This window comes from Enterococcus sp. AZ140 (genome assembly GCF_051714405.1).
GTDB lineage: Bacteria > Bacillota > Bacilli > Lactobacillales > Enterococcaceae > Enterococcus_B > Enterococcus_B pernyi.
In genome coordinates, this window is record NZ_JBIORU010000001.1 from 96,887 (window position 1) to 118,975 (window position 22,089).

The window sequence follows — 22,089 nt, forward strand, 5'->3', positions numbered from 1 at the left end:
CTCGCCCTTTTTACTTTATAAAGAAAATAAATAGAAAGAAGGAATACTCATGTTTAAACGCGTACATTTGATCGTCATGGATTCAGTCGGAATCGGAGAAGCACCTGATGCTGAAAAATTCGGAGATAAAGGTTCGGATACATTAGGTCATATTGCTAAAGAAGCTGGGCTGACGATACCGAATTTGGAGCAACTTGGATTAGGAACGATTCGTCCTTTAGAAGGGGTCGAAGCAGTGCAAGATCATCAAGGGTATGCGACCAAATTGGAAGAAGTTTCTGTCGGCAAAGATACAATGACAGGACATTGGGAAATCATGGGATTGAATATCAAAACACCATTTCGTGTTTTTCCAAACGGCTTCCCGGATGAATTATTGAAGAAAATCGAAGACTTCTCTGGACGTAAAATTGTTTGTAACGAACCTTATAGCGGAACAGCAGTCATTGACGACTTTGGTGAACATCAAATGAAAACCGGCGACTTGATCGTTTATACGTCAGCTGATCCAGTGTTACAAATTGCTGCACATGAAGAAATTATTCCTTTAGAAGAACTTTATCGGATTTGCGAATATGTTCGTGAAATTACAAAAGATGATCCTTATATGATCGGTCGGATCATTGCCCGTCCATATCTTGGTGAGCCAGGTAACTTTACGCGCACAAGCAACCGTCACGATTACGCATTAGATCCATTTGGACATACGGTTTTAGACTCGTTGAAAGAAGCCGGCAAAGATGTTATTGCAGTCGGTAAGATCAATGATATTTTCAATGGTCAAGGCATCACCGATTCTGTTCGTACAAAGAGCAATATGGACGGTGTGGATCAATTATTGAATGTGATGAAGCAAGACTTCACTGGGTTGAGTTTTACAAACTTAGTCGATTTTGATGCGTTATACGGTCATCGTCGCGATGTGGTTGGTTATGCGCATGCCATCGAAGATTTTGATTTGCGTATTCCAGAATTGTTAGATGCAATGGCTGATGATGATCTATTATTGATCACCGCTGACCATGGGAATGATCCAACTTTCACTGGTACGGACCATACTCGCGAATATGTGCCACTACTTGCTTATAGTAAACAAATGAGTGGGCAAGGTAGTTTACCACAAGGTTATTATGCGGATATCTCTGCAACGATTGCCGAAAACTTTAACGTAGCAGCAACTGAAAATGGCGAAAGCTTTTTAAAACTATTGAAATAACGACGTGCATCATCCATCAATGAATCATCATTGGCTTTATTATGTAAGATAGAATAATCAAAATTTTATATATAGGAGAAAAACAATGAAATTAAATGAGATGTTACAAGAGACGACTGCGTTTATCAAAAGCAAAGGTGTCGGAACGATCGATTTTGGCATGATCTTAGGTTCAGGTTTAGGTGAATTAGCAGAGGAGATCGAAGAAGCAATCGTGATTCCTTATGATAAGATTCCGTTCTTTCCAACTTCGACAGTCGTTGGACATGCAGGTCAACTTGTTTACGGAACGCTTTCAGGCAAAAAAGTATTGGCGATGCAAGGACGTTTCCATTTTTATGAAGGTCATTCGATGCAAACAGTCACTTATCCTGTGCGAGTGATGGCTGCGCTAGGCGCGCATTCAGTTGTTGTGACCAATGCGTGTGGTGGCGTGAATGAATCATTTGCACCAGGTGATTTGATGCTGATCACCGATCATATCAACTTTACAGGTCAAAATCCATTGATTGGGCCTAATGACGAAGAAATGGGGCCTCGTTTCCCTGATATGAGTGAAGCTTATACAAAAGCGTATCGCGAAATGGCAAAAGCAGCAGCGACATCATTAGACGTAGAATTAAAAGAAGGCGTGTATATGGGCTATTCTGGTCCAACGTACGAAACACCAGCTGAGATTCGCATGTCTCGCGTGATGGGTGCAGATGCAGTGGGCATGTCGACTGTACCAGAAGTCATCGTTGCAGCTCATAGCGGGTTGAAGGTCTTAGGAATTTCTTGTATCACCAACTTGGCTGCTGGTATGCAAGCAAACTTGAATCACGAAGAAGTCGTTGAAACAACTGAAAGAGTCAAACAAACATTTAAATCATTGATCAAAGAAACACTTTCTTTACTATAAAAAATTGATTGAGAGGTCCGGAAATGAGTGTTCATATTGAAGCAAAACCAGGAGAGATTGCAGACAAGATTTTACTTCCTGGCGATCCACTAAGAGCGAAGTATATTGCAGAAACTTTTTTAGAGAATCCAGTTTGTTATAACCAAGTACGCGGTATGCTTGGTTATACTGGAACGTATAAAGGGGAAAGAGTCTCTGTTCAAGGAACAGGAATGGGTATGCCCTCAGCGATGATCTATGCGCATGAGTTGGTCAATTCTTATGACGTAAAAAAATTGATTCGTGTTGGCACATGCGGTGCCTTGTCAAAAGACGTACACGTTCGTGATTTGGTGTTAGCACAAGGAGCTGCGACTAGTTCTTCCATGATTGAGAAGGATTTCAACGCCTTCCACTTTCCACCAATCTGTGATTTTGACTTGTTGTTGAAAGCATACGAAGTAGCGAAAGAAAAAGGTTTTACTACACACGTCGGCAATGTACTATCAGAAGATTCTTTCTACAAAGACGATCTGACAGAGACATTCAAGTTAGCAGAACTAGGTGTGATGGGCGTGGAAATGGAAGCTGCTGCGTTGTATTATCTAGGTGCAAAATACCACGTGCAAACACTAGCGATCATGACGGTCAGTGACCATCTGATCACCGGTGAAGAAACAACTGCCAGCGAACGTCAGACAACATTCAATGACATGATCGAAGTAGGATTGGAAACGGCGATTCAGGGGTAAAGTAATAACTAAATAGTAAGAAAGTGTGACTGCTTAGTCTTCTATTAATTGAAAATTGGCAGTCACATTTTTTTGTAGAAACTGTCTCACATAACCTGAAATCAACGACAACCGTTGCTTCAGTTACTTCGCGAGTCCTCCTGAAGTCAACCACTTGAATGTCTAAAATGTGAATCGCCATTCCTTCAATTGCAGACGAATGGCACAATCTTAACCAAATAAAAAAGAACAGAAAGAAGCGAGTTACGCTCTTTCTGTTCCGGACTAGGCTACCAACAGGATGTGACAAATGAGTCATATCCTGTTGGTGGCTTCGTCTAAATGAATACCTTAATCATTCAATTGCTCATGTGATATGGTATGATTTATGGTCATTTATGATTAAAACAAATCTGCTTCAATAGTATATGATTCTAACAATACTCGTCCTGGTAAATTTTGTCCTGGGTGTCCAGGTACTCTATGAACTTGGACGACTTGACCTGCAGTACCAGCAATGGTTTGTCGTATTTGAATGTTGCCATCAACTAATCTTCTAGAGGAATAGTAATTGATTCCATTATGTGTCTCAAAAAGATATCTTCCATCAACAGTTACGACTAGTCTTTCTCGGCTGTTGAAACGGTCCTGATCTAAAGTTAAGTAGGCAAACGCCAGATGGCCTTCTCTCCCTACAGATAACAAGCTTGTTTCCGTTACGCCTGTTTCTACTTGGATATTGTCATATTGCGCCCAACCATTCCATGTAGAAGCAAAGCGCACAAGGTATGTATTTTCAGCGTCTGGAGTCGTAAAGGTAAGTTTGCCACGTTCCCAGTCCTCGTTATTATGTTCAACGCGTTCTAATACATCGAAACCAACACCGTGATTCATGATCCCTAATTCAACACGTCCTGGTGCTGATTCGCTTGCTGCAACATCATAACTAAATGTATAGGTAGTATTTGGTTTTAATGTCACGTATTGATGAACATTTTCACCATCTCTTGCTAAAGCAAAGTTATTTCCATTTACGGTTTGAAGTGTGGGATTATTTGAATCTGGGTCACTAACGATCCAACGATCAAACCCGTCATTAAAGTCACCATTATGGATATACAATTGTTGCTCAATGGCCTGTTTGCTTGTACTAACGAAGTCAGTTGTTGATAGACTTGTTGCGAATGTCGAAACGGATCCTCCTAAACTTAAAAATACCATACCTGCTGCCATCATTGTTTTTAAATTATTTTTGATCATCTTGTCTCTCCTCACTCTATATTTTTATTTTTTTTGATTTTGTTTGTAAGATGCAGCCTTTTAGTCTGTCTGTATCTCACAAATTAATCATAACCGAGAAAATAGCGGTCATGTAAACGCTTTTTCCTCCATAACATCAATTATTAGAAAAAAATGATAAAATAAATAGTTCTATGAGGTTGATTTTTATCTTAATTTCATTTATTAGCAATATAAGAAAAGATGGAGAGTTGTGGTGATAGCTCATATAAATGAAAACTTCCTCTTAGAAACAGGATAAAAGAATGAAATTCAAATAAGTTTCTACAAAAAAAATTCGCTCCACAACTGAATGATTGTCTGACATCTTGCTATGAAAAAAAAGGAAGAGGTATAATGAGAAAGTGGTGATGAAAATAATAAAGAGTACTTTTACATAGCAAGTTGATAAATTGGAAGGGAGATACCAAAAGAAATTGTTTATTTAATAAACATAAGCATTGTATGTTGGGCATGCGATCAGAAAGAGAATTACAGTGTTTTAACTATCTAAGCAATTACTGCTTGCTTTTTCAGGAGTCGGTGAGAAGGGGGACAAGATGATTCATAGTTCTATTAATTGGTGGTCAAGATGAAGATAGATCATATGCGGCTAACTCTCATAAAAAGTATCATCCTAACTGTCTGGATAACCATTTTTTGTATAACAAACTTTGGAATAATAAGAAGTAAGACCATTCTCATACTATTAGAAAATAACCAATTGGGTCTAAATCTAATAATGATTTTATTTATTTACTTACTTTGCATGTCCGAATTAAATCGAGCATTACAAGGTCTGAATCTGTCAATGATGAAACAAGTAGGATTCACTTTGCTACTTTTGTTAGTGACGAATTTTATATATATGGTACTTGTATTTGGCAGTTTTGAAGTAGTCTCACAAAATTACGAGAGTGTTGTTCTATTTTCTGTCATAGTGATTTCCCCAATAAGAGAAGAATTAGTGTACCGTTACCTATTTTTGAGTATAACTGATTCTAATTGGTTAAAATTAGTGTATGGGCTGGTTTCAACAGGATTCTTTTTCTATGGGCATAGCTTTACATATGGTGGAAATCTATTCGCAATGGTCCAAGTTCTATTTTTGACTTTAGCTACAATATATCTATACGTGAAAACCAACAATATATTACCTGCCATGATGTTACATAGCTTATATAATCTATTTGTCCTCTCGCTATCTATGGCTCAATAAACGGGAGTGGGACATTAGTTCTCTCCCACCACCTAAAACCGAATAAACGGCGGGAACAGAAGTAACCTCTTCGGAAATAAGGCGCCATCCACAAAAATTTGAAGAACAATTTTCGTGGATGGCGCCTTATTTCTCGAGGCTGAACACTTCTGTCCCGACCTCTGTTAGTAAAATGTCTTACATAACGAATCTTTCGAGTTATTTAGAAATGATTACTGAGTGGTTCATGCGCCATTAGGCGTGATAGATAATAAACCAAACGTTCTTTTTTCTCTCAATGCTGCGCCCCTTCTCTTAATTTTTTTTTTATTCAAACAGTACTTACTATTATGATCATTAGTTCTTATGTAATTTGATGTCATTCGCATTTGATAGCTAAGACTGCCGTCTATCTAATATCTAAAAAAACAGCCCCTTCATCTCTTACAATAATAGGAGGTGAGGGGGCTGTCATACTTATAATAGATTATCTATTATAAGTAGTATTTTTTGATGACAGTCAAGTCGTCGTTTAATTCATAAACAAGTGGTTGACCTGTTGGGATTTCAAGATCCATGATGTCTTCATCAGAGATTCCTTCGATATGTTTTGCTAATGCACGTAAAGAGTTACCATGTGCAGCAACTAAGACAGTTTTGTTGTCTAACAAAGCTGGTGCAATTTCGTCTTGCCAGAATGGCAATGCGCGTTCTAAAGTAACTTTCAAGTTTTCTCCACCAGGTACGTCGCGTTTGTCTAACATTGCATAACGACGATCGTTTGCTGCTGAACCTTCATCAGTTGCTTCCATTAATGGAGGAAGAGTATCGTATGAACGACGCCAGATGTGAACTTGTTCGTCACCATATTTTTCTGCTGTTTCTTTTTTATTTAATCCTTGTAATTTACCATAATGACGTTCGTTCAAGCGCCATGATTTGATTTGTGGTACCCAAAGTTGATCTGAGTATTCTAAAATCAAGTTACAAGTTTTGATGGCACGAGTTAATACAGAAGTATAAGCAACATCAAATTCGATTCCAGCTTCTTTGATTTTACGTCCGCCTTCTTTTGCTTCTTCGATTCCTTCTGGTGCTAGGTTTACATCTGCCCAACCAGTAAATTGGTTCAATGCATTCCATTCGCTAAGACCGTGACGAGAAAAAACTAATTTTGGCATGTTTAACTCTCCTTTAAAATAAGTGTTATTTCTGAAAATTTCAGTTCTGCCTTATTGTACAATGTTTTTCATAAGATTTCCATTGTAAAATGAAAGCTGTTTGTTTAAAAGACCACAGACGAACTAAAAAAAAGGCTGTAAACAAGCGTTATTACAGAGCTTTCACTCAAAAAACTTGTTTGACAACCTTTTTATCTATTAAGTAAAATAATTTCTGTTTGTTTAGTGTGGGTTCTTTCGATCAATTATTGAAATCAACGGGTTTGTACTTGCTAATTAATTGAATAATTGCTGAAGCTCTTTTTCAGGTAGGTTGATATATTTGTAGCAAGTGCCGACTGAAACGCCACATTTTGAAGAAATAAATTGGATCGTTTCTTTCTTTTCATAGTAGAGACGACGAATTTTTTTGATTGTTTTGGCATCGATTTTTGGTCGTCCGCCGATTTTTCCTTTTTTGCGTGCTTCATCTAATCCAATCAGCGTGCGTTCTTTGATCAATGCACACTCCATCTCAGCTAATCCTTCCATCAATTGGAAGTAGACCGTCCCCATAGGTTCGCGAGTATCGATTTTTTCTGTGATGCTGACTAGATGTAACCCACGGTCTTTAAATAATTTCGTGAATTCTGTTAGTTGTCTTGTCGATTTTCCTAGATGATGAAGCTGGCAAATCACTAATGTATCGCCTTGCTCCATTTTTTCGATGACTTTTTCTAAACAAATGGCGTCAGATAAACTGTCTTTTTGACCATACGTTTCGTGAAAAATTTCATGACAACCAAAATCAGAGAGTTTTTGCATTTGAGCCGTCAAATCGACATCATTGATAGTTGTACGTGCATAACCGATAATCTTCATGGTGATTCCTTTCTAGCAAAGTTTTCTAAGTGTTTGAGACAAGTAAAAATGTAGCATAAAGTAACTGAAAAAGATAGTTTTTTTAGGCATTTTCAACGAATCTCTTTCGCATTATTTTTGAAAGGGAGTATCGAGTACAGACACGCCATTTTCAGAGGCAACGACAACCTTTGAAACCATATTTAAAAACAAGCCGTGTTCGACGACACCGACTAATTGATCCAAATAAGTCGCTAATTTTTCGGGATCTTCAATTCGTTCTAAATGAAGGTCAATAATATAATGTCCACTATCTGTTACGACGGTCTCCCCAGTTTCTGTTTGACGTAATACAGGCTGATAATTTTTTTCTTTAAAAAGACGCATCAGTTGTTGAGAACCATAAGGGATGACTTCGACAGGGAGTGGAAAGCGCCCAAGTTGATCCACCATTTTTGATCCATCGACGATCCAGATCGTTTGTTTTGAATAAGATGCGACAATCTTTTCAAATAAAAGAGCAGCACCGCCGCCTTTGATTCCCTGAAAATCGGCACTGATTTCATCGGCACCATCGATCGTCAAATCGACGACTGGGACTTCATCAATACTTTTCAAAGGGATACCTAAGCTTTCTGCTTGTGCTTTTGTACCGCTAGAAGTAGTGACACCAGTGATTTTCAATCCTTCTTCGCGCATGCGTCGGCCAATTTCTTCTACCATATAATAGGCAGTAGAACCAGTTCCAAGTCCAACGATCATGCCATCTTCAACAAATTCTGCAGCTTTAATGCCTACTAATTGCTTTAAGTTCATTTCTATCCCTCCAGCATTTTTATAGCTCTTTAACTGCTATTTTAGCTTGATTTGATCGAAAAAGATAGGGAGCATAACACAAATTTTATAGGATAGAAAAAAATGTATATGTTTGGTTGACATTCTTTTTTATCCGTGATATTCTAACCAAGGTGCTTTATCTACAGGTCTCTGTTAAGAGACGTGCTGACTGTTTATCAAAGCATATTTGATAAAGATGCATAACTGCATTTATTTTTTATCGCAAAAAAAGAACCACCTGGATGTGTGGAACTAGATGTGAATCGTGGGAAGGAGGAACTAGGAATGCCTACAATTAACCAATTAGTACGTAAACCTCGTAAATCAAAGGTGGAAAAATCTAATTCACCTGCTTTGAACAAAGGATATAACAGCTTTAAGAAAACTCAAACAAACGTGAACTCTCCTCAAAAACGTGGGGTAGCTACACGTGTGGGAACAATGACACCTAAAAAACCGAACTCAGCTTTACGTAAATATGCTCGTGTTCGTTTGTCAAACTTAATTGAAGTTACTGCTTATATCCCAGGGATTGGTCACAATTTACAAGAGCATAGCGTGGTACTATTACGCGGTGGACGTGTAAAAGACTTACCAGGGGTACGTTATCATATCGTTCGTGGTGCACTAGATACTGCTGGTGTGAACGACCGTAAACAAAGCCGTTCTAAATACGGTACGAAAAGACCTAAAGCTTAATTTTAATTATTTACTACAAATGAAAATCGAACCTACTATATAATAGTCGTTCGATCAACTATGAAGAATATTTCGGAAGGAGGAGTTACGGATGCCACGTAAAGGTCCTGTTGCAAAACGTGATGTTTTACCAGATCCTATTTATAACTCAAAATTAGTAACTCGCTTGATCAACCGTGTAATGGTTGACGGAAAACGCGGTGTTGCTGCTAATATTATCTATAATGCCTTTGATTTGATCAAAGAATCTACAGGTAACGATCCATTAGAAGTGTTTGAACAAGCAATGAATAATGTTATGCCTGTTCTTGAAGTTAAAGCACGTCGTGTTGGGGGTTCAAACTATCAAGTACCAGTTGAAGTTCGCCCTGAACGTCGTACGACTTTAGCGCTACGTTGGGTAGTTAACTACGCTCGCTTGCGCGGTGAACACACAATGGAAGAACGCTTAGCGAAAGAAATCATGGACGCTGCAAACAATACTGGAGCTTCTGTTAAAAAACGCGAAGACACACACAAAATGGCAGACGCGAACCGCGCATTTGCTCATTATCGTTGGTAAGATCCTCTCTGTCTGTCGGCTAATCCCACAGCAGAAAGTCAATTTACAATCGATTTAAACAAAGAGAGGAGTAAGAAAATGGCAAGAGAATTTTCGCTAGAAAAAACTCGTAATATTGGTATCATGGCTCACGTTGATGCAGGTAAAACTACAACAACAGAGCGTATCTTGTACTATACTGGTAAAATCCATAAAATCGGTGAAACTCACGAAGGAGCTTCACAGATGGACTGGATGGAACAAGAACAAGAACGTGGTATCACGATTACATCTGCTGCCACTACTGCGCAGTGGAAAGGTTACCGCGTAAATATCATCGATACACCAGGACACGTAGACTTCACAATCGAAGTTCAACGTTCTCTACGTGTATTGGATGGTGCTGTAACTGTACTTGATGCACAATCAGGTGTTGAACCTCAAACTGAAACTGTTTGGCGTCAAGCAACTGAGTACCGAGTACCTCGTATCGTATTCTGTAACAAAATGGATAAAATCGGTGCAGACTTCTTATACTCAGTAAAATCATTGCACGATCGCTTACAAGCGAACGCGCATCCAATCCAATTGCCAATCGGTTCTGAAGATAACTTCACAGGTATCATTGACTTGGTAACGATGAAAGCAGAGATCTACACAAACGATCTAGGCACAGACATCCAAGAAACTGAAATCCCTGAAGAATATGCAGAACAAGCACAAGAATGGCGTGAAAAATTAGTCGAAGCTGTTGCTGAAACAGACGAAGAACTAATGATGAAATATCTTGAAGGTGAAGAAATCACTCAAGAAGAATTGATTGCCGGTATCCGCCGTGCAACAATCAACGTTGAGTTCTTCCCTGTGTTAGCTGGTTCAGCATTCAAGAATAAAGGGGTCCAATTGATGTTGGATGCTGTTCTTGATTACTTGCCATCACCACTTGATATTGAAGCAATCAAAGGTATTGACTCAAAAACAGACGAAGAAACAACTCGTCCTGCAGATGACGAAGCTCCTTTTGCTTCATTAGCATTTAAAGTAATGACTGACCCATTCGTAGGTCGTCTAACTTTCTTCCGTGTCTACTCTGGTGTCCTTGAAAGTGGTTCATACGTATTGAACGCATCAAAAGGCAAAAAAGAGCGTATCGGTCGTATCCTACAAATGCACGCAAACACACGTCAAGAAATCGACAAAGTGTATTCAGGTGATATCGCCGCTGCTGTTGGATTGAAAGATACAACAACAGGGGACACATTGTGTGCATTAGATGCACCAGTTATCCTTGAATCAATCGAATTCCCAGAACCAGTTATCCAAGTCGCTGTTGAGCCTAAATCAAAAGCTGACCAAGATAAAATGGGTGTTGCGTTGCAAAAACTTGCAGAAGAAGATCCTTCATTCCGTGTTGAAACAAACGTTGAAACAGGTGAAACAGTTATCTCAGGTATGGGTGAGTTGCACTTGGACGTATTAGTAGACCGTATGAAACGCGAATTTAAAGTTGAAGCAAACGTTGGTGCGCCTCAAGTTTCTTACCGCGAAACATTCCGTGAAGCAACAAAAGCGGAAGGTAAATTTGTACGTCAGTCTGGTGGTAAAGGTCAATACGGTCACGTATGGGTTGAATTTACACCAAACGAAGAAGGAAAAGGCTTCGAATTCGAAAACGCAATCGTTGGTGGTGTGGTTCCACGTGAATACATCCCAGCAGTTGAAAAAGGATTAGAAGAATCAATGAATAACGGTGTTCTTGCTGGATACCCATTAGTGGATATCAAAGCAAAACTTTACGATGGTTCATACCATGACGTCGATTCAAATGAAACAGCGTTCCGTGTTGCTGCATCAATGGCTCTAAGAGCTGCTGCAAAACACGCACGTCCTGTGATCCTTGAACCAATGATGAAAGTTACGATTACTGTACCAGAAGATTACTTAGGTGATATCATGGGACACGTAACAAGCCGACGCGGACGTGTCGAAGGAATGGAAGCACACGGTAATTCACAAATCGTTAATGCAATCGTTCCATTGGCAGAAATGTTCGGATACGCGACTACATTGCGTTCAGCAACTCAAGGTCGTGGTACATTCATGATGGTATTTGACCACTACGAAGACGTACCGAAATCTGTTCAAGAAGAAATCATTAAGAAAAACGGCGGAAAAGCTGAATAATTTCTTAAAGCAAGGTAGTCTCGTGAAGAGATTTATCTAGAGACTGTATTTTTTATGCAGTTTCGTGTAAAATAACTTTTGATGATACGGGCATGTGATCGGCAATTTTGTCTATCACATACCTATCAGACAAATAAAAATTAAACTGTAATTTTAGGGAGGATATTTTAAAATGGCAAAAGAAAAATTTGACCGTTCGAAACCACACGTTAACATTGGTACTATCGGACACGTTGACCATGGTAAAACAACTTTAACAGCTGCAATCACAACTGTACTATCTAAGAAAAACGGCGGCCAAGCAATGGCTTACGATCAAATCGATGGTGCTCCTGAAGAACGCGAACGCGGAATCACTATCTCAACAGCTCACGTTGAGTACGAAACTGACGCACGTCACTATGCTCACGTTGACTGCCCAGGACACGCGGACTACGTTAAAAACATGATCACTGGTGCTGCTCAAATGGACGGAGCAATCTTAGTTGTTTCTGCTGCTGACGGCCCTATGCCTCAAACTCGTGAACACATCCTATTATCTCGTCAAGTTGGTGTACCATACATCGTTGTATTCTTGAACAAAGTAGATATGGTTGATGACGAAGAATTACTTGAATTAGTTGAAATGGAAGTTCGTGACCTATTAACAGAATACGAATTCCCTGGTGACGATGTTCCTGTAATCGCTGGTTCAGCTTTAAGAGCTTTAGAAGGCGACGCTTCATACGAAGAAAAAATTCTTGAATTGATGGCTGCAGTTGACGAATATATCCCAACTCCAGAACGTGATAACGACAAACCATTCATGATGCCAGTTGAGGACGTATTCTCAATCACTGGTCGTGGTACTGTTGCTACAGGACGTGTTGAACGTGGACAAGTTCGTGTTGGTGACGTTATCGATATCGTTGGTATCGCAGAAGAAACAGCTCAAACAACTGTAACTGGTGTTGAAATGTTCCGTAAATTATTAGACTACGCTGAAGCAGGCGATAACATTGGTGCGTTATTACGTGGTGTTTCACGTGAAGACATCCAACGTGGTCAAGTTTTAGCTAAACCAGGTACAATCACACCTCATACAAAATTCTCTGCAGAAGTATACGTGTTGACTAAAGAAGAAGGTGGACGTCATACTCCATTCTTCACTAACTACCGTCCACAATTCTACTTCCGTACGACTGACGTAACTGGTGTTGTTGAATTACCAGAAGGAACTGAAATGGTTATGCCTGGCGACAACGTAACAATGGAAGTTGAATTAATCCACCCAATCGCTATCGAAAACGGTACTAAATTCTCAATCCGTGAAGGCGGACGTACAGTTGGTGCCGGTGTCGTTACAGAAATCAAAGCTTAATTCATTTTAAGCCTAACAAAGTAACATTTATTCGGACGTTGAAGTTCGAGGTAAGGATCTTGATCCTTTGCCTCGAACTTTTTTTATTTCAGCAGACAATTGATTAGAGGAGAGGCTATGAAAGAGAGGAATATCCAAAAATATTCTTAATATGTAGTGAACTGTCTTTTTCCTCTAAATAGGCGAATGGAAATTGAAAGGAAAAACAACAAATCCTTCTATAAAAAAGAGAAGGATTTCTCTTTTTTTAATTGAATGAAAATTTATGAAAATAAATTGTTTTTTACAGCAAAAAAACCTTGCGTTGTGAATTTAGATATATTATAATGACAAAGGTGCGTTTACTTTAGGTGAATGGCACAGACGAAATCAAAATGATTTTGTCGGCTAAGAAACGAGAGGTTGCGACACGCCCGGACGCTTTGCCACGAACGAGCGTGACGGAAATTTTCGTGGAGCTATGTCTACTTTTCAAAATAGGCGAAGGAGGGAACAAGATGGCAAAACAAAAAATTCGTATCCGTTTAAAAGCGTATGAACACCGTATTTTAGATCAATCAGCGGATAAAATCGTGGAAACTGCAAAAAGAACTGGAGCTGGCGTTTCTGGTCCAATTCCATTACCAACTGAACGCAGTCTTTACACAGTTATTCGTGCGACTCACAAATACAAAGATTCACGCGAACAATTCGAAATGCGTACACACAAACGTCTTATCGACATTGTGAACCCAACACCAAAAACAGTTGATGCTTTAATGAAGCTTGACTTACCATCAGGTGTTAACATCGAAATCAAACTATAAAAACTAAACTAATAATAATGGAGGTGTACTCATGACCAAAGGAATCTTAGGGAAAAAAGTGGGAATGACACAAATCTTCACTGAATCTGGCGAATTAATTCCAGTTACTGTTGTAGAAGCTACGCCAAACGTAGTACTACAAGTAAAAACAATGGAAACTGATGGCTACGAAGCTATTCAAGTTGGTTACCAAGACAAACGTGAAGTTTTATCAAACAAACCTGCGAAAGGTCATGTTGCAAAAGCAAACACGGCTCCTAAGCGCTTCATTCGTGAATTCAAAAATGTTGAGCTAGGAGAATATGAAGTAGGAAAAGAAATTACAGTTGATGTTTTCCAAGCAGGAGACATTATTGATGTAACAGGTACTACGAAAGGTAAAGGATTCCAAGGGGTTATCAAACGTCACGGCCAAAGCCGCGGACCAATGGCTCACGGTTCTCGCTACCATCGTCGTCCTGGGTCAATGGGTCCAGTTGCACCTAACCGTGTATTCAAAAACAAACGTCTTGCTGGCCGTATGGGTGGCAACCGCGTAACTATCCAAAACTTGGAAGTTGTACGTGTAGATGCTGAAAGAAACGTAATCTTGATCAAAGGTAACGTTCCTGGAGCGAAAAAATCATTAATCACTATCAAATCAGCTGTGAAAGCTAAATAATAGTAGGAAGAAAGGAGGAACTAAGGAATGCCGAATGTAGCATTATTCAAACAAGATGGAAGCCAAAACGGTGAAATCACTCTTAACGAAGAAATCTTCGGAATTGAACCAAATGAAAGTGTTGTTTACGACGCAATCGTTATGCAACGCGCATCATTAAGACAAGGAACACATGCGGTTAAAAACCGTAGCGCTGTTCGAGGCGGTGGCCGTAAACCATGGCGTCAAAAAGGAACTGGTCGTGCTCGTCAAGGATCAATCCGTTCACCGCAATGGCGTGGAGGTGGCGTAGTCTTCGGACCAACACCACGTTCTTACAGCTACAAACTTCCTAAAAAAGTTCGTCGTTTAGCAATGAAATCTGTATTATCAGAAAAAGTTGCAGAAAACAACTTGGTAGCAATCGAAGGATTAAGCTTTGATGCACCAAAAACAAAAGAATTCAAAGAAGTTCTTGCTAAATTATCTATTGACTCTAAAGTATTGGTTGTACTAGAACCTGGTAACGACTTTGCAGCTTTATCTGCACGTAACTTATCAAACGTTTCTGTAGTAACTTCTGACAACGTTAGTGTTCTAGATGTTGTATCAAATACAAAAGTTTTAGCAACACAAACTGCTCTTACTCAAATTGAGGAGGTGCTTGCATAATGAACTTACTAGACGTAATCAAACGCCCAGTGATCACTGAGAAATCAATGCTTGCCATGGATGACAAGAAATATACTTTCGAAGTAGACACACGCGCAAACAAAACTTTAGTAAAACAAGCGGTTGAGGCTGCTTTTGACGTGAAAGTCAAAAACGTGAACATCGTGAACGTACGTGCGAAATTCAAACGTATGGGCAAATATGCAGGATATACAAAAAAACGTCGCAAAGCGATCGTTACATTGACTGAAGATTCAAAAGAAATCCAATTATTCGAAGCTGCTGAATAAGCAACACTCGATAACTGATTAAATTAGGAGGGGAAAACGTGGCGATTAAAAAGTACAAACCTACCACAAATGGCCGTCGTAACATGACAGGTTCTGATTTTGCTGAAATCACAACATCAACACCTGAAAAAACATTGTTACAGCCATTGAAAAACCATGCTGGACGTAATAACAACGGCCGCATCACTGTACGTCATCAAGGTGGCGGACACAAACGCCAATACCGCGTGATCGATTTCAAACGTAATAAAGACAACGTTGTTGCTACTGTTCAAACGATCGAATATGATCCAAACCGTTCAGCTAACATCGCGTTAGTACATTATGAAGATGGAGTGAAAGCTTACATCTTAGCACCAAAAGGACTACAAGTTGGAATGAAACTTGTTTCAGGTCCTGAAGCAGATATCAAAGTCGGAAATGCTCTTCCTTTAGAAAACATTCCAGTTGGTACTGTGATCCACAATATTGAAATGAAACCTGGTAAAGGTGGACAATTGATCCGTTCTGCTGGTACAAGTGCTCAAGTACTTGGTAAAGAAGGCAAATACGTATTGATCCGCTTAAACTCTGGTGAAGTTCGCATGATCTTAGCTGCATGCCGTGCAACAATCGGTTCTGTAGGTAACGAACAACACGAACTTATCAATATTGGTAAAGCTGGCCGCTCTCGTTGGATGCGTAAACGCCCAACTGTACGTGGTAGCGTAATGAACCCGAACGATCACCCACACGGTGGTGGTGAAGGTAAAGCTCCAATCGGACGTAAAGCTCCAGTTTCTCCTTGGGGTCAACCAGCTCTTGGTTACAAAACTCGTAACAAGAAAGCTAAATCAGACAAACTTATCGTTCGTCGTAAAAATAAATAATTACTTTGACCATGTGTCGCACATTTTGAGAGGAGGTTCACCATGGGTCGTAGTTTAAAGAAAGGGCCTTTCGTTGATGAGCATTTAATGAGTAAAGTTGAAGCTCAAGCAGGGGCCGAAAAGAAAAAAGTAATCAAAACTTGGTCTCGTCGTTCGACAATTTTCCCAAGTTTTGTTGGATATACCATCGCAGTATACGATGGACGTAAACACGTACCAGTTTACATCCAAGAAGATATGGTAGGACACAAATTAGGTGAATTCGCACCAACTAGAACTTATCGTGGGCATGTCGCTGACGACAAGAAAACGAGACGCTAATTCGAGGGGAGGATAAAAGCAAATGGCAGAACAAATCACATCAGCTAAAGCAACTGCAAAAACAGTTCGCACTTCACCTCGTAAAGCGCGTCTAGTAATTGACCTTATCAGAGGTAAAAGTGTTGCGGATGCAATTTCAATTTTGAAATTCACACCAAACAAATCTGCTGGGATCATCGAGAAAGTATTGATGTCAGCAATTGCAAATGCAGAAAACAACTTTGACTTAGATGTTGAGAACTTGGTAGTATCTGAAGCATTTGTTAACGAAGGACCAACAATGAAACGTTTCCGTCCACGTGCAAAAGGTTCAGCTTCACCAATCAACAAACGTACAAGTCATATCACGGTAGTCGTATCAGAAAAATAAGGAGGGATAATCTGTGGGTCAAAAAGTACATCCAATTGGAATGCGTGTAGGCATCATCCGCGACTGGGATGCAAAATGGTTTGCTGAAAAAGAGTATGCAGAGTTCTTACACGAAGATTTAAGAATCCGTAAATTTATTTCAACTAGACTTGCTGATGCTGCTGTATCAACAATTGAAATCGAACGCGCAACTGGCCGCGTAAACATTTCAATCCACACAGCTAAACCAGGTATGGTTATTGGTAAAGGCGGATCTGAAGTCGAAAACCTAAGAAAAGAATTAAACAAATTAACTGGTAAAAGAATCCATATCAACATCGTGGAAATCAAAAAACCAGATTTAGATGCTAAATTAGTAGGTGAAGGAATTGCACGTCAATTAGAAAACCGTGTTGCATTCCGTCGCGCTCAAAAACAAGCGATCCAACGTTCAATGCGTTCTGGCGCTAAAGGGATCAAAACTCAAGTATCTGGACGTCTAAACGGTGCGGATATCGCTCGTTCAGAAGGATACTCAGAAGGAACAGTTCCTCTTCACACTTTGCGTGCGGATATTGATTACGCATGGGAAGAAGCAGATACAACATACGGAAAACTAGGAGTTAAAGTGTGGATCTATCGTGGAGAAATTCTTCCAACTAAAAAAAACACTGAGAAAGGAGGGAAATAAACATGTTAGTACCTAAACGTGTAAAACACCGTCGTGAATTCCGCGGAAAAATGCGTGGTGAAGCAAAAGGCGGAAAAGAAGTAGCATTCGGTGAATACGGCTTACAAGCTGTTGAATCACACTGGATCACAAACCGTCAGATCGAAGCTTCTCGTATTGCTATGACTCGTTACATGAAACGTGGCGGGAAAGTATGGATCAAAATTTTCCCTCATAAATCATATACATCTAAAGCGATCGGCGTTCGTATGGGTAAAGGTAAAGGGGCTCCTGAAGGATGGGTTGCACCAGTAAAACGTGGTAAAATCATGTTTGAAATTGCAGGCGTTTCTGAAGAAGTAGCTCGTGAAGCATTACGTTTAGCTTCTCACAAATTACCAATGAAAACTAAGATCGTAAAACGTGAGGAAATGGGTGGTGAATCGAATGAAGGTTAAAGAAATCAGAGAATTAACCACTGCCGAAATGCTTGATCAAGAAAAACAATTAAAAGAAGAATTGTTTAATCTTAGATTCCAATTAGCAACAGGTCAATTAGAAAACACTGCACGTATTAAAGAAGTACGTAAATCGATTGCACGCATCAAAACAGTTTTGCGTGAACAAGCTAAGTAATTATGGAAGGAGGCCATTAAGCGTATGACTGAAGAAAGAAATCAACGCAAAGTTTATCAAGGTCGCGTGGTATCAGACAAAATGGATAAAACAATTACCGTTGCTGTCGAAACAAAGAAAAACCACCCTATCTACGGTAAACGTATGAACTATTCTAAGAAGTACAAAGTACATGATGAAAACAACACAGCAAAAGTTGGCGACATCGTGAGAATTATGGAAACTCGTCCATTATCAGCTACAAAACGTTTCCGTTTGTTGGAAATAGTCGAAGAAGCAGTTATTATCTAATAACACGAGATTTTCCTATATAGATTGAATGCAAAATCTGAAAGGAGGATACACAACGTGATCCAAGCAGAAAGTCGTTTAAGAATCGCTGATAATTCAGGCGCACGTGAAATTTTGACGATCAAAGTCCTTGGCGGATCTGGTCGCAAAACTGCGAATATCGGTGATGTGATCGTTGCTACGGTTAAACAAGCAACGCCAGGTGGGGTTGTCAAAAAAGGTGACGTCGTTAAAGCCGTTATCGTTCGTACAAAATCAGGAGCTCGTCGTGCAGACGGTTCATATATCAAGTTTGATGAAAATGCTGCAGTGATTATTCGTGATGATAAAAGCCCTCGTGGAACACGTATCTTTGGGCCAGTTGCACGTGAACTACGTGAAAACAACTTCATGAAGATCGTTTCTCTAGCACCAGAAGTTTTATAATCTTGAGACACTTAACAAAGGAGGTGCGAAACAGTTATGTTTGTTAAAAAAGGCGATAAAGTTAAAGTGATCACCGGTAAAGACAAAAACAAAGAAGGCGTTGTATTAGCAGCGTTTCCTAAACAGGATAAAGTGGTTGTCGAAGGTGTGAACATGATCAAAAAACACCAAAAACCTTCTCAAGCTGCTCCTCAAGGTGGAATTGTTGAGATGGAAGCGCCACTTCACGTTTCTAACGTGATGGTCATCGACTCTACTGGTGTAGCTGGCCGAGTTGGCTACAAAGAAGTAGACGGAAAAAAAGTCCGTGTTTCTAAAAAAACCGGTGAAGTTTTAGATAAATAAAAAGTTTAAGGAAGGAGGGTCTTACTGAATGAACCGCCTAAAAGAAAAATATCTTAAAGAAGTAACTCCATCATTGATGGAAAAATTTGACTATAGCTCTGTTATGCAAACACCTAAAGTTGAAAAGATCGTCATCAACATGGGTGTTGGTGATGCGGTATCAAACGCTAAAAACTTAGACAAAGCAGTTGAAGAACTAACTTTGATCACTGGACAAAAACCAATGATCACAAAAGCTAAAAAATCAATCGCTGGATTCCGTTTACGTGAAGGAATGCCAATTGGAGCAAAAGTTACCTTACGCGGAGAAAGAATGTACGAATTTTTAGATAAATTAGTATCAGTTTCTCTACCACGTGTACGTGACTTCCATGGTGTAAGTAAAAAAGCCTTTGATGGTCGTGGAAACTACACTTTAGGTATTAAAGAACAATTGATCTTCCCAGAAGTAGATTATGATTTAGTAGATAAAGTACGTGGTATGGACATCGTCATTGTAACGACAGCGAACACAGATGAAGAATCTCGTGAGTTGTTGACACAATTAGGCATGCCATTCCAAAAATAATTAAAGGAGGCGAACTACGTGGCTAAAAAATCAATGATTGCTAAAAACAAACGTCCTGCAAAACATTCAACACAAGCTTACACTCGTTGCGAACGTTGCGGACGTCCACATTCAGTTTATCGTAAGTTCCATCTTTGCCGTATTTGCTTCCGCGAACTTGCCTATAAAGGTCAAATTCCCGGCGTGAAGAAAGCTAGCTGGTAAAAAAGTAAATTCGCATAAGAAGGAGGTAAAAGTTCAATGGTCATGACAGATCCAATTGCAGATTTTCTAACTCGTATCCGTAATGCAAACATGGTTAAACATGAGGCTTTAGAAGTACCTGCATCAAAAATTAAACGTGACATCGCTGAAATCTTGAAACGTGAAGGTTTCGTCCGTGATGTTGAATATATCGAAGATGACAAGCAAGGCGTGATCCGTGTTTTCCTAAAATTCGGTAAAAGCGGCGAACGTGTTATTACAAACTTAAAACGTATTTCTAAACCAGGCTTACGTGTTTATGTTAAAGCTGGCGAAGTGCCAAAAGTTTTAAATGGCTTAGGTATCGCTATTATTTCGACTTCTGAAGGTGTTGTCACTGATAAAGAAGCTCGTGAGAAAAACATCGGCGGCGAAGTTATCGCTTACGTATGGTAATCAAGTAGAATCTACAAGGAGGTGTCTTTAAGTGAGCCGTATTGGAAATAAGATCGTTGTGATCCCTGAAGGAGTAACTATCACTCAAGATGGAAACAACGTTACAGTTAAAGGACCAAAAGGGGAATTGACTCGTACATTTTCTGCTGATATCAAAATGAATATCGAAGGAAATGAAGTGACATTCACTCGTCCAAATGACAGTAAAGAAATGAAAACTATCCATGGAACAACTCGTGCTAACTTCAACAACATGGTTGTAGGTGTTAGTGAAGGTTTCCAAAAAGGATTAGAATTAATCGGGGTTGGGTACCGTGCGCAAATGCAAGGAACAAAACTTGTATTGAACGTTGGTTACTCACATCCAGTAGAAATCACACCACCAGCTGGCGTGACTGTTGAAGTCCCATCTAACACACAAGTAATTGTGAAGGGTGCGAACAAAGAAGAAGTTGGCGAATTAGCTGCGAACATCCGTGGTACTCGTCCTCCAGAACCTTATAAAGGTAAAGGTATTCGTTATGTTGGCGAATTCGTACGCCGTAAAGAAGGTAAAACTGGTAAATAATCGTTTCGAAAAATTTCATAGAAGCCAGCAGCAGGAAAAAAGGATTTTGCTGAAGTATTTCTTCATTAAGAGAGAGTTTACTTGTGCCGCAGCTTCTATTTTTTCAAAACTGATCATTTCTACTGTCTGACAGTAGAAAAAATAAAAATAAAGAGGTGACAATTGTGATTACAAAACCAGATAAGAACAAAACACGTCAAAAGAGACACCGTCGTGTACGTAACACTATCTCTGGTACTGCTGAGCGCCCACGCTTGAACGTTTTTCGTTCTAACAAAAACATCTACGCGCAACTTATTGATGACGTAGCGGGTGTAACGCTAGCAAGTGCCTCTACCTTGGATAAAGAAATTTCAGGTGGAACAAAAACAGAAGCAGCACAAGCTGTCGGTAAATTAGTTGCTGAACGCGCAACTGAAAAAGGCATTAAAGTCGTAGTCTTTGACCGTGGTGGATACCTTTACCATGGCCGTGTGCAAGCTTTAGCTGAAGCTGCTCGCGAAAATGGACTAGAATTTTAGAAGAAGGAGGAATACCATTCATGGTTTATATCGATCCAAAACATTTGGAATTAGAAGACCGCGTTGTTGCAATTAACCGTGTAACAAAAGTTGTTAAAGGTGGACGTCGTCTACGTTTTGCTGCTTTAGTTGTTGTCGGTGACAAAAACGGACACGTAGGATTTGGTACTGGTAAAGCACAAGAAGTACCTGAAGCGATCCGTAAAGCAATTGAAGATGCGAAGAAAAACTTAGTTGAAGTACCTATGGTTGGTTCAACAATCCCACACGAAGTAATCGGTGCTTTTAGTGGTGGTAGAATCCTAATGAAACCTGCTGTTGAAGGTTCTGGGGTTGCTGCTGGTGGACCAGTTCGTGCCGTATTAGAATTAGCAGGGGTAGCAGATATCACTTCTAAATCTTTAGGCTCAAACACACCAATCAACGTTGTTCGCGCAACTGTTGAAGGTTTGAAACAATTAAAACGTGCTGAAGAAGTTGCAGCTCTACGCGGCAAATCAGTGGAAGAATTAATCGGATAAGGAGGACAAACA

Annotated in this window: 31 protein-coding genes; 27 read left to right on the forward strand and 4 right to left on the reverse strand. The window is 39.6% G+C overall.

What is annotated here, in order from left to right:
* Window positions 1-49: 49 nt before the first annotated feature.
* The 3 genes from deoB (at window position 50) to deoD (ending at window position 2,848) form a co-directional block, all read left to right on the forward strand.
* On the forward strand, window positions 50-1,216 hold the full coding sequence (gene deoB, locus IGJ39_RS00435) for a phosphopentomutase (protein WP_019723070.1): 1,167 nt from the start codon (window positions 50-52) through the stop codon (window positions 1,214-1,216).
* A gap of 85 nt (window positions 1,217-1,301) precedes the next feature.
* Window positions 1,302-2,117 carry a purine-nucleoside phosphorylase gene (locus IGJ39_RS00440; RefSeq protein ID WP_010734482.1) on the forward strand — a complete coding sequence of 272 codons (816 nt, stop codon included), beginning with the start codon at window positions 1,302-1,304 and terminating at the stop codon, window positions 2,115-2,117.
* Between the two features lie 23 nt (window positions 2,118-2,140).
* Window positions 2,141-2,848 (forward strand): purine-nucleoside phosphorylase, encoded by a 708-nt coding sequence (gene deoD, locus IGJ39_RS00445; protein ID WP_019723069.1) that lies wholly within the window; start codon window positions 2,141-2,143, stop codon window positions 2,846-2,848.
* Window positions 2,849-3,229: 381 nt separating this feature from the next.
* Here the strand turns inward: deoD and IGJ39_RS00450 are convergent, their stop codons facing one another.
* Window positions 3,230-4,087, reverse strand: coding sequence for a carbohydrate binding domain-containing protein (locus IGJ39_RS00450; protein ID WP_019723068.1), 858 nt, complete (start codon window positions 4,085-4,087; stop codon window positions 3,230-3,232).
* Window positions 4,088-4,847: 760 nt separating this feature from the next.
* Here IGJ39_RS00450 and IGJ39_RS00455 point away from each other — a divergent pair.
* A complete protein-coding gene (locus IGJ39_RS00455) occupies window positions 4,848-5,324 on the forward strand; it encodes a CPBP family intramembrane glutamic endopeptidase (protein WP_157999841.1) in 477 nt (158 codons plus the stop codon).
* A 473-nt stretch (window positions 5,325-5,797) separates the two neighbouring features.
* Here the strand turns inward: IGJ39_RS00455 and IGJ39_RS00460 are convergent, their stop codons facing one another.
* The 3 genes from IGJ39_RS00460 to rpiA form a co-directional block, all read right to left on the reverse strand.
* Window positions 5,798-6,484, reverse strand: a complete 687-nt coding sequence (locus IGJ39_RS00460) for a 2,3-diphosphoglycerate-dependent phosphoglycerate mutase (RefSeq protein WP_010734478.1) — start codon at window positions 6,482-6,484, stop codon at window positions 5,798-5,800.
* 276 nt (window positions 6,485-6,760) lie between these two features.
* The gene (locus IGJ39_RS00465; RefSeq protein ID WP_019723066.1) at window positions 6,761-7,345 is read right to left on the reverse strand and encodes a recombinase family protein; all 585 of its coding nucleotides are present in this window, start codon (window positions 7,343-7,345) and stop codon (window positions 6,761-6,763) included.
* Window positions 7,346-7,456: 111 nt separating this feature from the next.
* Entirely contained in the window at window positions 7,457-8,140 is a 684-nt protein-coding gene (gene rpiA, locus IGJ39_RS00470) for a ribose-5-phosphate isomerase RpiA (RefSeq protein ID WP_010734476.1), read from the reverse strand.
* Window positions 8,141-8,446: 306 nt separating this feature from the next.
* Here rpiA and rpsL point away from each other — a divergent pair, with 306 nt between their 5' ends.
* From rpsL to rpsE, 23 genes are all read left to right on the forward strand, one after another.
* Window positions 8,447-8,860, forward strand: a complete 414-nt coding sequence (rpsL, locus tag IGJ39_RS00475; RefSeq protein ID WP_010734475.1) for a 30S ribosomal protein S12 — start codon at window positions 8,447-8,449, stop codon at window positions 8,858-8,860.
* Window positions 8,861-8,951: 91 nt separating this feature from the next.
* Complete coding sequence (gene rpsG / locus IGJ39_RS00480; RefSeq protein WP_010734474.1) at window positions 8,952-9,422, forward strand: 30S ribosomal protein S7; 471 nt, start codon at window positions 8,952-8,954, stop codon at window positions 9,420-9,422.
* Between the two features lie 78 nt (window positions 9,423-9,500).
* On the forward strand, window positions 9,501-11,585 hold the full coding sequence (gene fusA, locus IGJ39_RS00485; protein ID WP_010734473.1) for an elongation factor G: 2,085 nt from the start codon (window positions 9,501-9,503) through the stop codon (window positions 11,583-11,585).
* Window positions 11,586-11,757: 172 nt separating this feature from the next.
* Entirely contained in the window at window positions 11,758-12,945 is a 1,188-nt protein-coding gene (gene tuf, locus IGJ39_RS00490; RefSeq protein WP_010734472.1) for an elongation factor Tu, read from the forward strand.
* A 497-nt stretch (window positions 12,946-13,442) separates the two neighbouring features.
* Window positions 13,443-13,751 (forward strand): 30S ribosomal protein S10, encoded by a 309-nt coding sequence (gene rpsJ, locus IGJ39_RS00495; RefSeq protein ID WP_010734471.1) that lies wholly within the window; start codon window positions 13,443-13,445, stop codon window positions 13,749-13,751.
* Between the two features lie 31 nt (window positions 13,752-13,782).
* Window positions 13,783-14,412 carry a 50S ribosomal protein L3 gene (gene rplC / locus IGJ39_RS00500; RefSeq protein ID WP_010734470.1) on the forward strand — a complete coding sequence of 210 codons (630 nt, stop codon included), beginning with the start codon at window positions 13,783-13,785 and terminating at the stop codon, window positions 14,410-14,412.
* 27 nt (window positions 14,413-14,439) lie between these two features.
* Entirely contained in the window at window positions 14,440-15,063 is a 624-nt protein-coding gene (gene rplD / locus IGJ39_RS00505) for a 50S ribosomal protein L4 (RefSeq protein ID WP_010734469.1), read from the forward strand.
* Window positions 15,063-15,353 (forward strand): 50S ribosomal protein L23, encoded by a 291-nt coding sequence (gene rplW, locus IGJ39_RS00510; RefSeq protein WP_002290449.1) that lies wholly within the window; start codon window positions 15,063-15,065, stop codon window positions 15,351-15,353. The genes rplD and rplW overlap by 1 nt, the downstream gene beginning before the upstream one ends.
* Before the next feature lie 38 nt (window positions 15,354-15,391).
* Complete coding sequence (gene rplB, locus IGJ39_RS00515) at window positions 15,392-16,222, forward strand: 50S ribosomal protein L2 (RefSeq protein ID WP_010734468.1); 831 nt, start codon at window positions 15,392-15,394, stop codon at window positions 16,220-16,222.
* 42 nt (window positions 16,223-16,264) lie between these two features.
* A complete protein-coding gene (rpsS, locus tag IGJ39_RS00520) occupies window positions 16,265-16,543 on the forward strand; it encodes a 30S ribosomal protein S19 (protein ID WP_010734467.1) in 279 nt (92 codons plus the stop codon).
* A gap of 22 nt (window positions 16,544-16,565) precedes the next feature.
* The gene (gene rplV / locus IGJ39_RS00525) at window positions 16,566-16,913 is read left to right on the forward strand and encodes a 50S ribosomal protein L22 (RefSeq protein WP_010734466.1); all 348 of its coding nucleotides are present in this window, start codon (window positions 16,566-16,568) and stop codon (window positions 16,911-16,913) included.
* 13 nt (window positions 16,914-16,926) lie between these two features.
* Window positions 16,927-17,583 carry a 30S ribosomal protein S3 gene (rpsC, locus tag IGJ39_RS00530; RefSeq protein ID WP_010734465.1) on the forward strand — a complete coding sequence of 219 codons (657 nt, stop codon included), beginning with the start codon at window positions 16,927-16,929 and terminating at the stop codon, window positions 17,581-17,583.
* Between the two features lie 2 nt (window positions 17,584-17,585).
* Complete coding sequence (rplP, locus tag IGJ39_RS00535) at window positions 17,586-18,020, forward strand: 50S ribosomal protein L16 (protein WP_010734464.1); 435 nt, start codon at window positions 17,586-17,588, stop codon at window positions 18,018-18,020.
* Window positions 18,010-18,198 (forward strand): 50S ribosomal protein L29, encoded by a 189-nt coding sequence (gene rpmC, locus IGJ39_RS00540; RefSeq protein WP_002288664.1) that lies wholly within the window; start codon window positions 18,010-18,012, stop codon window positions 18,196-18,198. The genes rplP and rpmC overlap by 11 nt, the downstream gene beginning before the upstream one ends.
* A gap of 24 nt (window positions 18,199-18,222) precedes the next feature.
* Window positions 18,223-18,489 (forward strand): 30S ribosomal protein S17, encoded by a 267-nt coding sequence (gene rpsQ / locus IGJ39_RS00545; RefSeq protein WP_010734463.1) that lies wholly within the window; start codon window positions 18,223-18,225, stop codon window positions 18,487-18,489.
* A 57-nt stretch (window positions 18,490-18,546) separates the two neighbouring features.
* Complete coding sequence (gene rplN, locus IGJ39_RS00550) at window positions 18,547-18,915, forward strand: 50S ribosomal protein L14 (protein ID WP_010734462.1); 369 nt, start codon at window positions 18,547-18,549, stop codon at window positions 18,913-18,915.
* A gap of 36 nt (window positions 18,916-18,951) precedes the next feature.
* The gene (gene rplX / locus IGJ39_RS00555; protein ID WP_010734461.1) at window positions 18,952-19,260 is read left to right on the forward strand and encodes a 50S ribosomal protein L24; all 309 of its coding nucleotides are present in this window, start codon (window positions 18,952-18,954) and stop codon (window positions 19,258-19,260) included.
* A gap of 28 nt (window positions 19,261-19,288) precedes the next feature.
* Complete coding sequence (gene rplE, locus IGJ39_RS00560; protein ID WP_010734460.1) at window positions 19,289-19,828, forward strand: 50S ribosomal protein L5; 540 nt, start codon at window positions 19,289-19,291, stop codon at window positions 19,826-19,828.
* A gap of 18 nt (window positions 19,829-19,846) precedes the next feature.
* Window positions 19,847-20,032, forward strand: a complete 186-nt coding sequence (locus tag IGJ39_RS00565) for a type Z 30S ribosomal protein S14 (protein ID WP_002356214.1) — start codon at window positions 19,847-19,849, stop codon at window positions 20,030-20,032.
* Between the two features lie 36 nt (window positions 20,033-20,068).
* Window positions 20,069-20,467, forward strand: a complete 399-nt coding sequence (gene rpsH / locus IGJ39_RS00570) for a 30S ribosomal protein S8 (protein ID WP_010734459.1) — start codon at window positions 20,069-20,071, stop codon at window positions 20,465-20,467.
* 31 nt (window positions 20,468-20,498) lie between these two features.
* Window positions 20,499-21,035 (forward strand): 50S ribosomal protein L6, encoded by a 537-nt coding sequence (gene rplF / locus IGJ39_RS00575; protein WP_010734458.1) that lies wholly within the window; start codon window positions 20,499-20,501, stop codon window positions 21,033-21,035.
* A gap of 164 nt (window positions 21,036-21,199) precedes the next feature.
* Complete coding sequence (rplR, locus tag IGJ39_RS00580; RefSeq protein ID WP_010734457.1) at window positions 21,200-21,556, forward strand: 50S ribosomal protein L18; 357 nt, start codon at window positions 21,200-21,202, stop codon at window positions 21,554-21,556.
* A gap of 20 nt (window positions 21,557-21,576) precedes the next feature.
* The gene (rpsE, locus tag IGJ39_RS00585) at window positions 21,577-22,077 is read left to right on the forward strand and encodes a 30S ribosomal protein S5 (protein ID WP_010734456.1); all 501 of its coding nucleotides are present in this window, start codon (window positions 21,577-21,579) and stop codon (window positions 22,075-22,077) included.
* The last annotated feature ends 12 nt before the right edge of the window (window positions 22,078-22,089 follow it).

Excerpts from the sequence above, each read along its gene's own strand:
- deoB (WP_019723070.1), top strand. The coding sequence starts at position 50 with ATGTTTAAACGCGTACATTTGATCGTCATGGATTCAGTCGGAATCGGA.
- IGJ39_RS00440 (WP_010734482.1), top strand. The coding sequence starts at position 1,302 with ATGAAATTAAATGAGATGTTACAAGAGACGACTGCGTTTATCAAAAGC.
- deoD (WP_019723069.1), top strand. The coding sequence starts at position 2,141 with ATGAGTGTTCATATTGAAGCAAAACCAGGAGAGATTGCAGACAAGATT.
- IGJ39_RS00450 (WP_019723068.1), bottom strand. The coding sequence starts at position 4,087 with ATGATCAAAAATAATTTAAAAACAATGATGGCAGCAGGTATGGTATTT.
- IGJ39_RS00455 (WP_157999841.1), top strand. The coding sequence starts at position 4,848 with ATGATTTTATTTATTTACTTACTTTGCATGTCCGAATTAAATCGAGCA.
- IGJ39_RS00460 (WP_010734478.1), bottom strand. The coding sequence starts at position 6,484 with ATGCCAAAATTAGTTTTTTCTCGTCACGGTCTTAGCGAATGGAATGCA.
- IGJ39_RS00465 (WP_019723066.1), bottom strand. The coding sequence starts at position 7,345 with ATGAAGATTATCGGTTATGCACGTACAACTATCAATGATGTCGATTTG.
- rpiA (WP_010734476.1), bottom strand. The coding sequence starts at position 8,140 with ATGAACTTAAAGCAATTAGTAGGCATTAAAGCTGCAGAATTTGTTGAA.
- rpsL (WP_010734475.1), top strand. The coding sequence starts at position 8,447 with ATGCCTACAATTAACCAATTAGTACGTAAACCTCGTAAATCAAAGGTG.
- rpsG (WP_010734474.1), top strand. The coding sequence starts at position 8,952 with ATGCCACGTAAAGGTCCTGTTGCAAAACGTGATGTTTTACCAGATCCT.
- fusA (WP_010734473.1), top strand. The coding sequence starts at position 9,501 with ATGGCAAGAGAATTTTCGCTAGAAAAAACTCGTAATATTGGTATCATG.
- tuf (WP_010734472.1), top strand. The coding sequence starts at position 11,758 with ATGGCAAAAGAAAAATTTGACCGTTCGAAACCACACGTTAACATTGGT.
- rpsJ (WP_010734471.1), top strand. The coding sequence starts at position 13,443 with ATGGCAAAACAAAAAATTCGTATCCGTTTAAAAGCGTATGAACACCGT.
- rplC (WP_010734470.1), top strand. The coding sequence starts at position 13,783 with ATGACCAAAGGAATCTTAGGGAAAAAAGTGGGAATGACACAAATCTTC.
- rplD (WP_010734469.1), top strand. The coding sequence starts at position 14,440 with ATGCCGAATGTAGCATTATTCAAACAAGATGGAAGCCAAAACGGTGAA.
- rplW (WP_002290449.1), top strand. The coding sequence starts at position 15,063 with ATGAACTTACTAGACGTAATCAAACGCCCAGTGATCACTGAGAAATCA.
- rpsS (WP_010734467.1), top strand. The coding sequence starts at position 16,265 with ATGGGTCGTAGTTTAAAGAAAGGGCCTTTCGTTGATGAGCATTTAATG.
- rplV (WP_010734466.1), top strand. The coding sequence starts at position 16,566 with ATGGCAGAACAAATCACATCAGCTAAAGCAACTGCAAAAACAGTTCGC.
- rplP (WP_010734464.1), top strand. The coding sequence starts at position 17,586 with ATGTTAGTACCTAAACGTGTAAAACACCGTCGTGAATTCCGCGGAAAA.
- rpmC (WP_002288664.1), top strand. The coding sequence starts at position 18,010 with ATGAAGGTTAAAGAAATCAGAGAATTAACCACTGCCGAAATGCTTGAT.
- rpsQ (WP_010734463.1), top strand. The coding sequence starts at position 18,223 with ATGACTGAAGAAAGAAATCAACGCAAAGTTTATCAAGGTCGCGTGGTA.
- rplX (WP_010734461.1), top strand. The coding sequence starts at position 18,952 with ATGTTTGTTAAAAAAGGCGATAAAGTTAAAGTGATCACCGGTAAAGAC.
- rplE (WP_010734460.1), top strand. The coding sequence starts at position 19,289 with ATGAACCGCCTAAAAGAAAAATATCTTAAAGAAGTAACTCCATCATTG.
- rpsH (WP_010734459.1), top strand. The coding sequence starts at position 20,069 with ATGGTCATGACAGATCCAATTGCAGATTTTCTAACTCGTATCCGTAAT.
- rpsE (WP_010734456.1), top strand. The coding sequence starts at position 21,577 with ATGGTTTATATCGATCCAAAACATTTGGAATTAGAAGACCGCGTTGTT.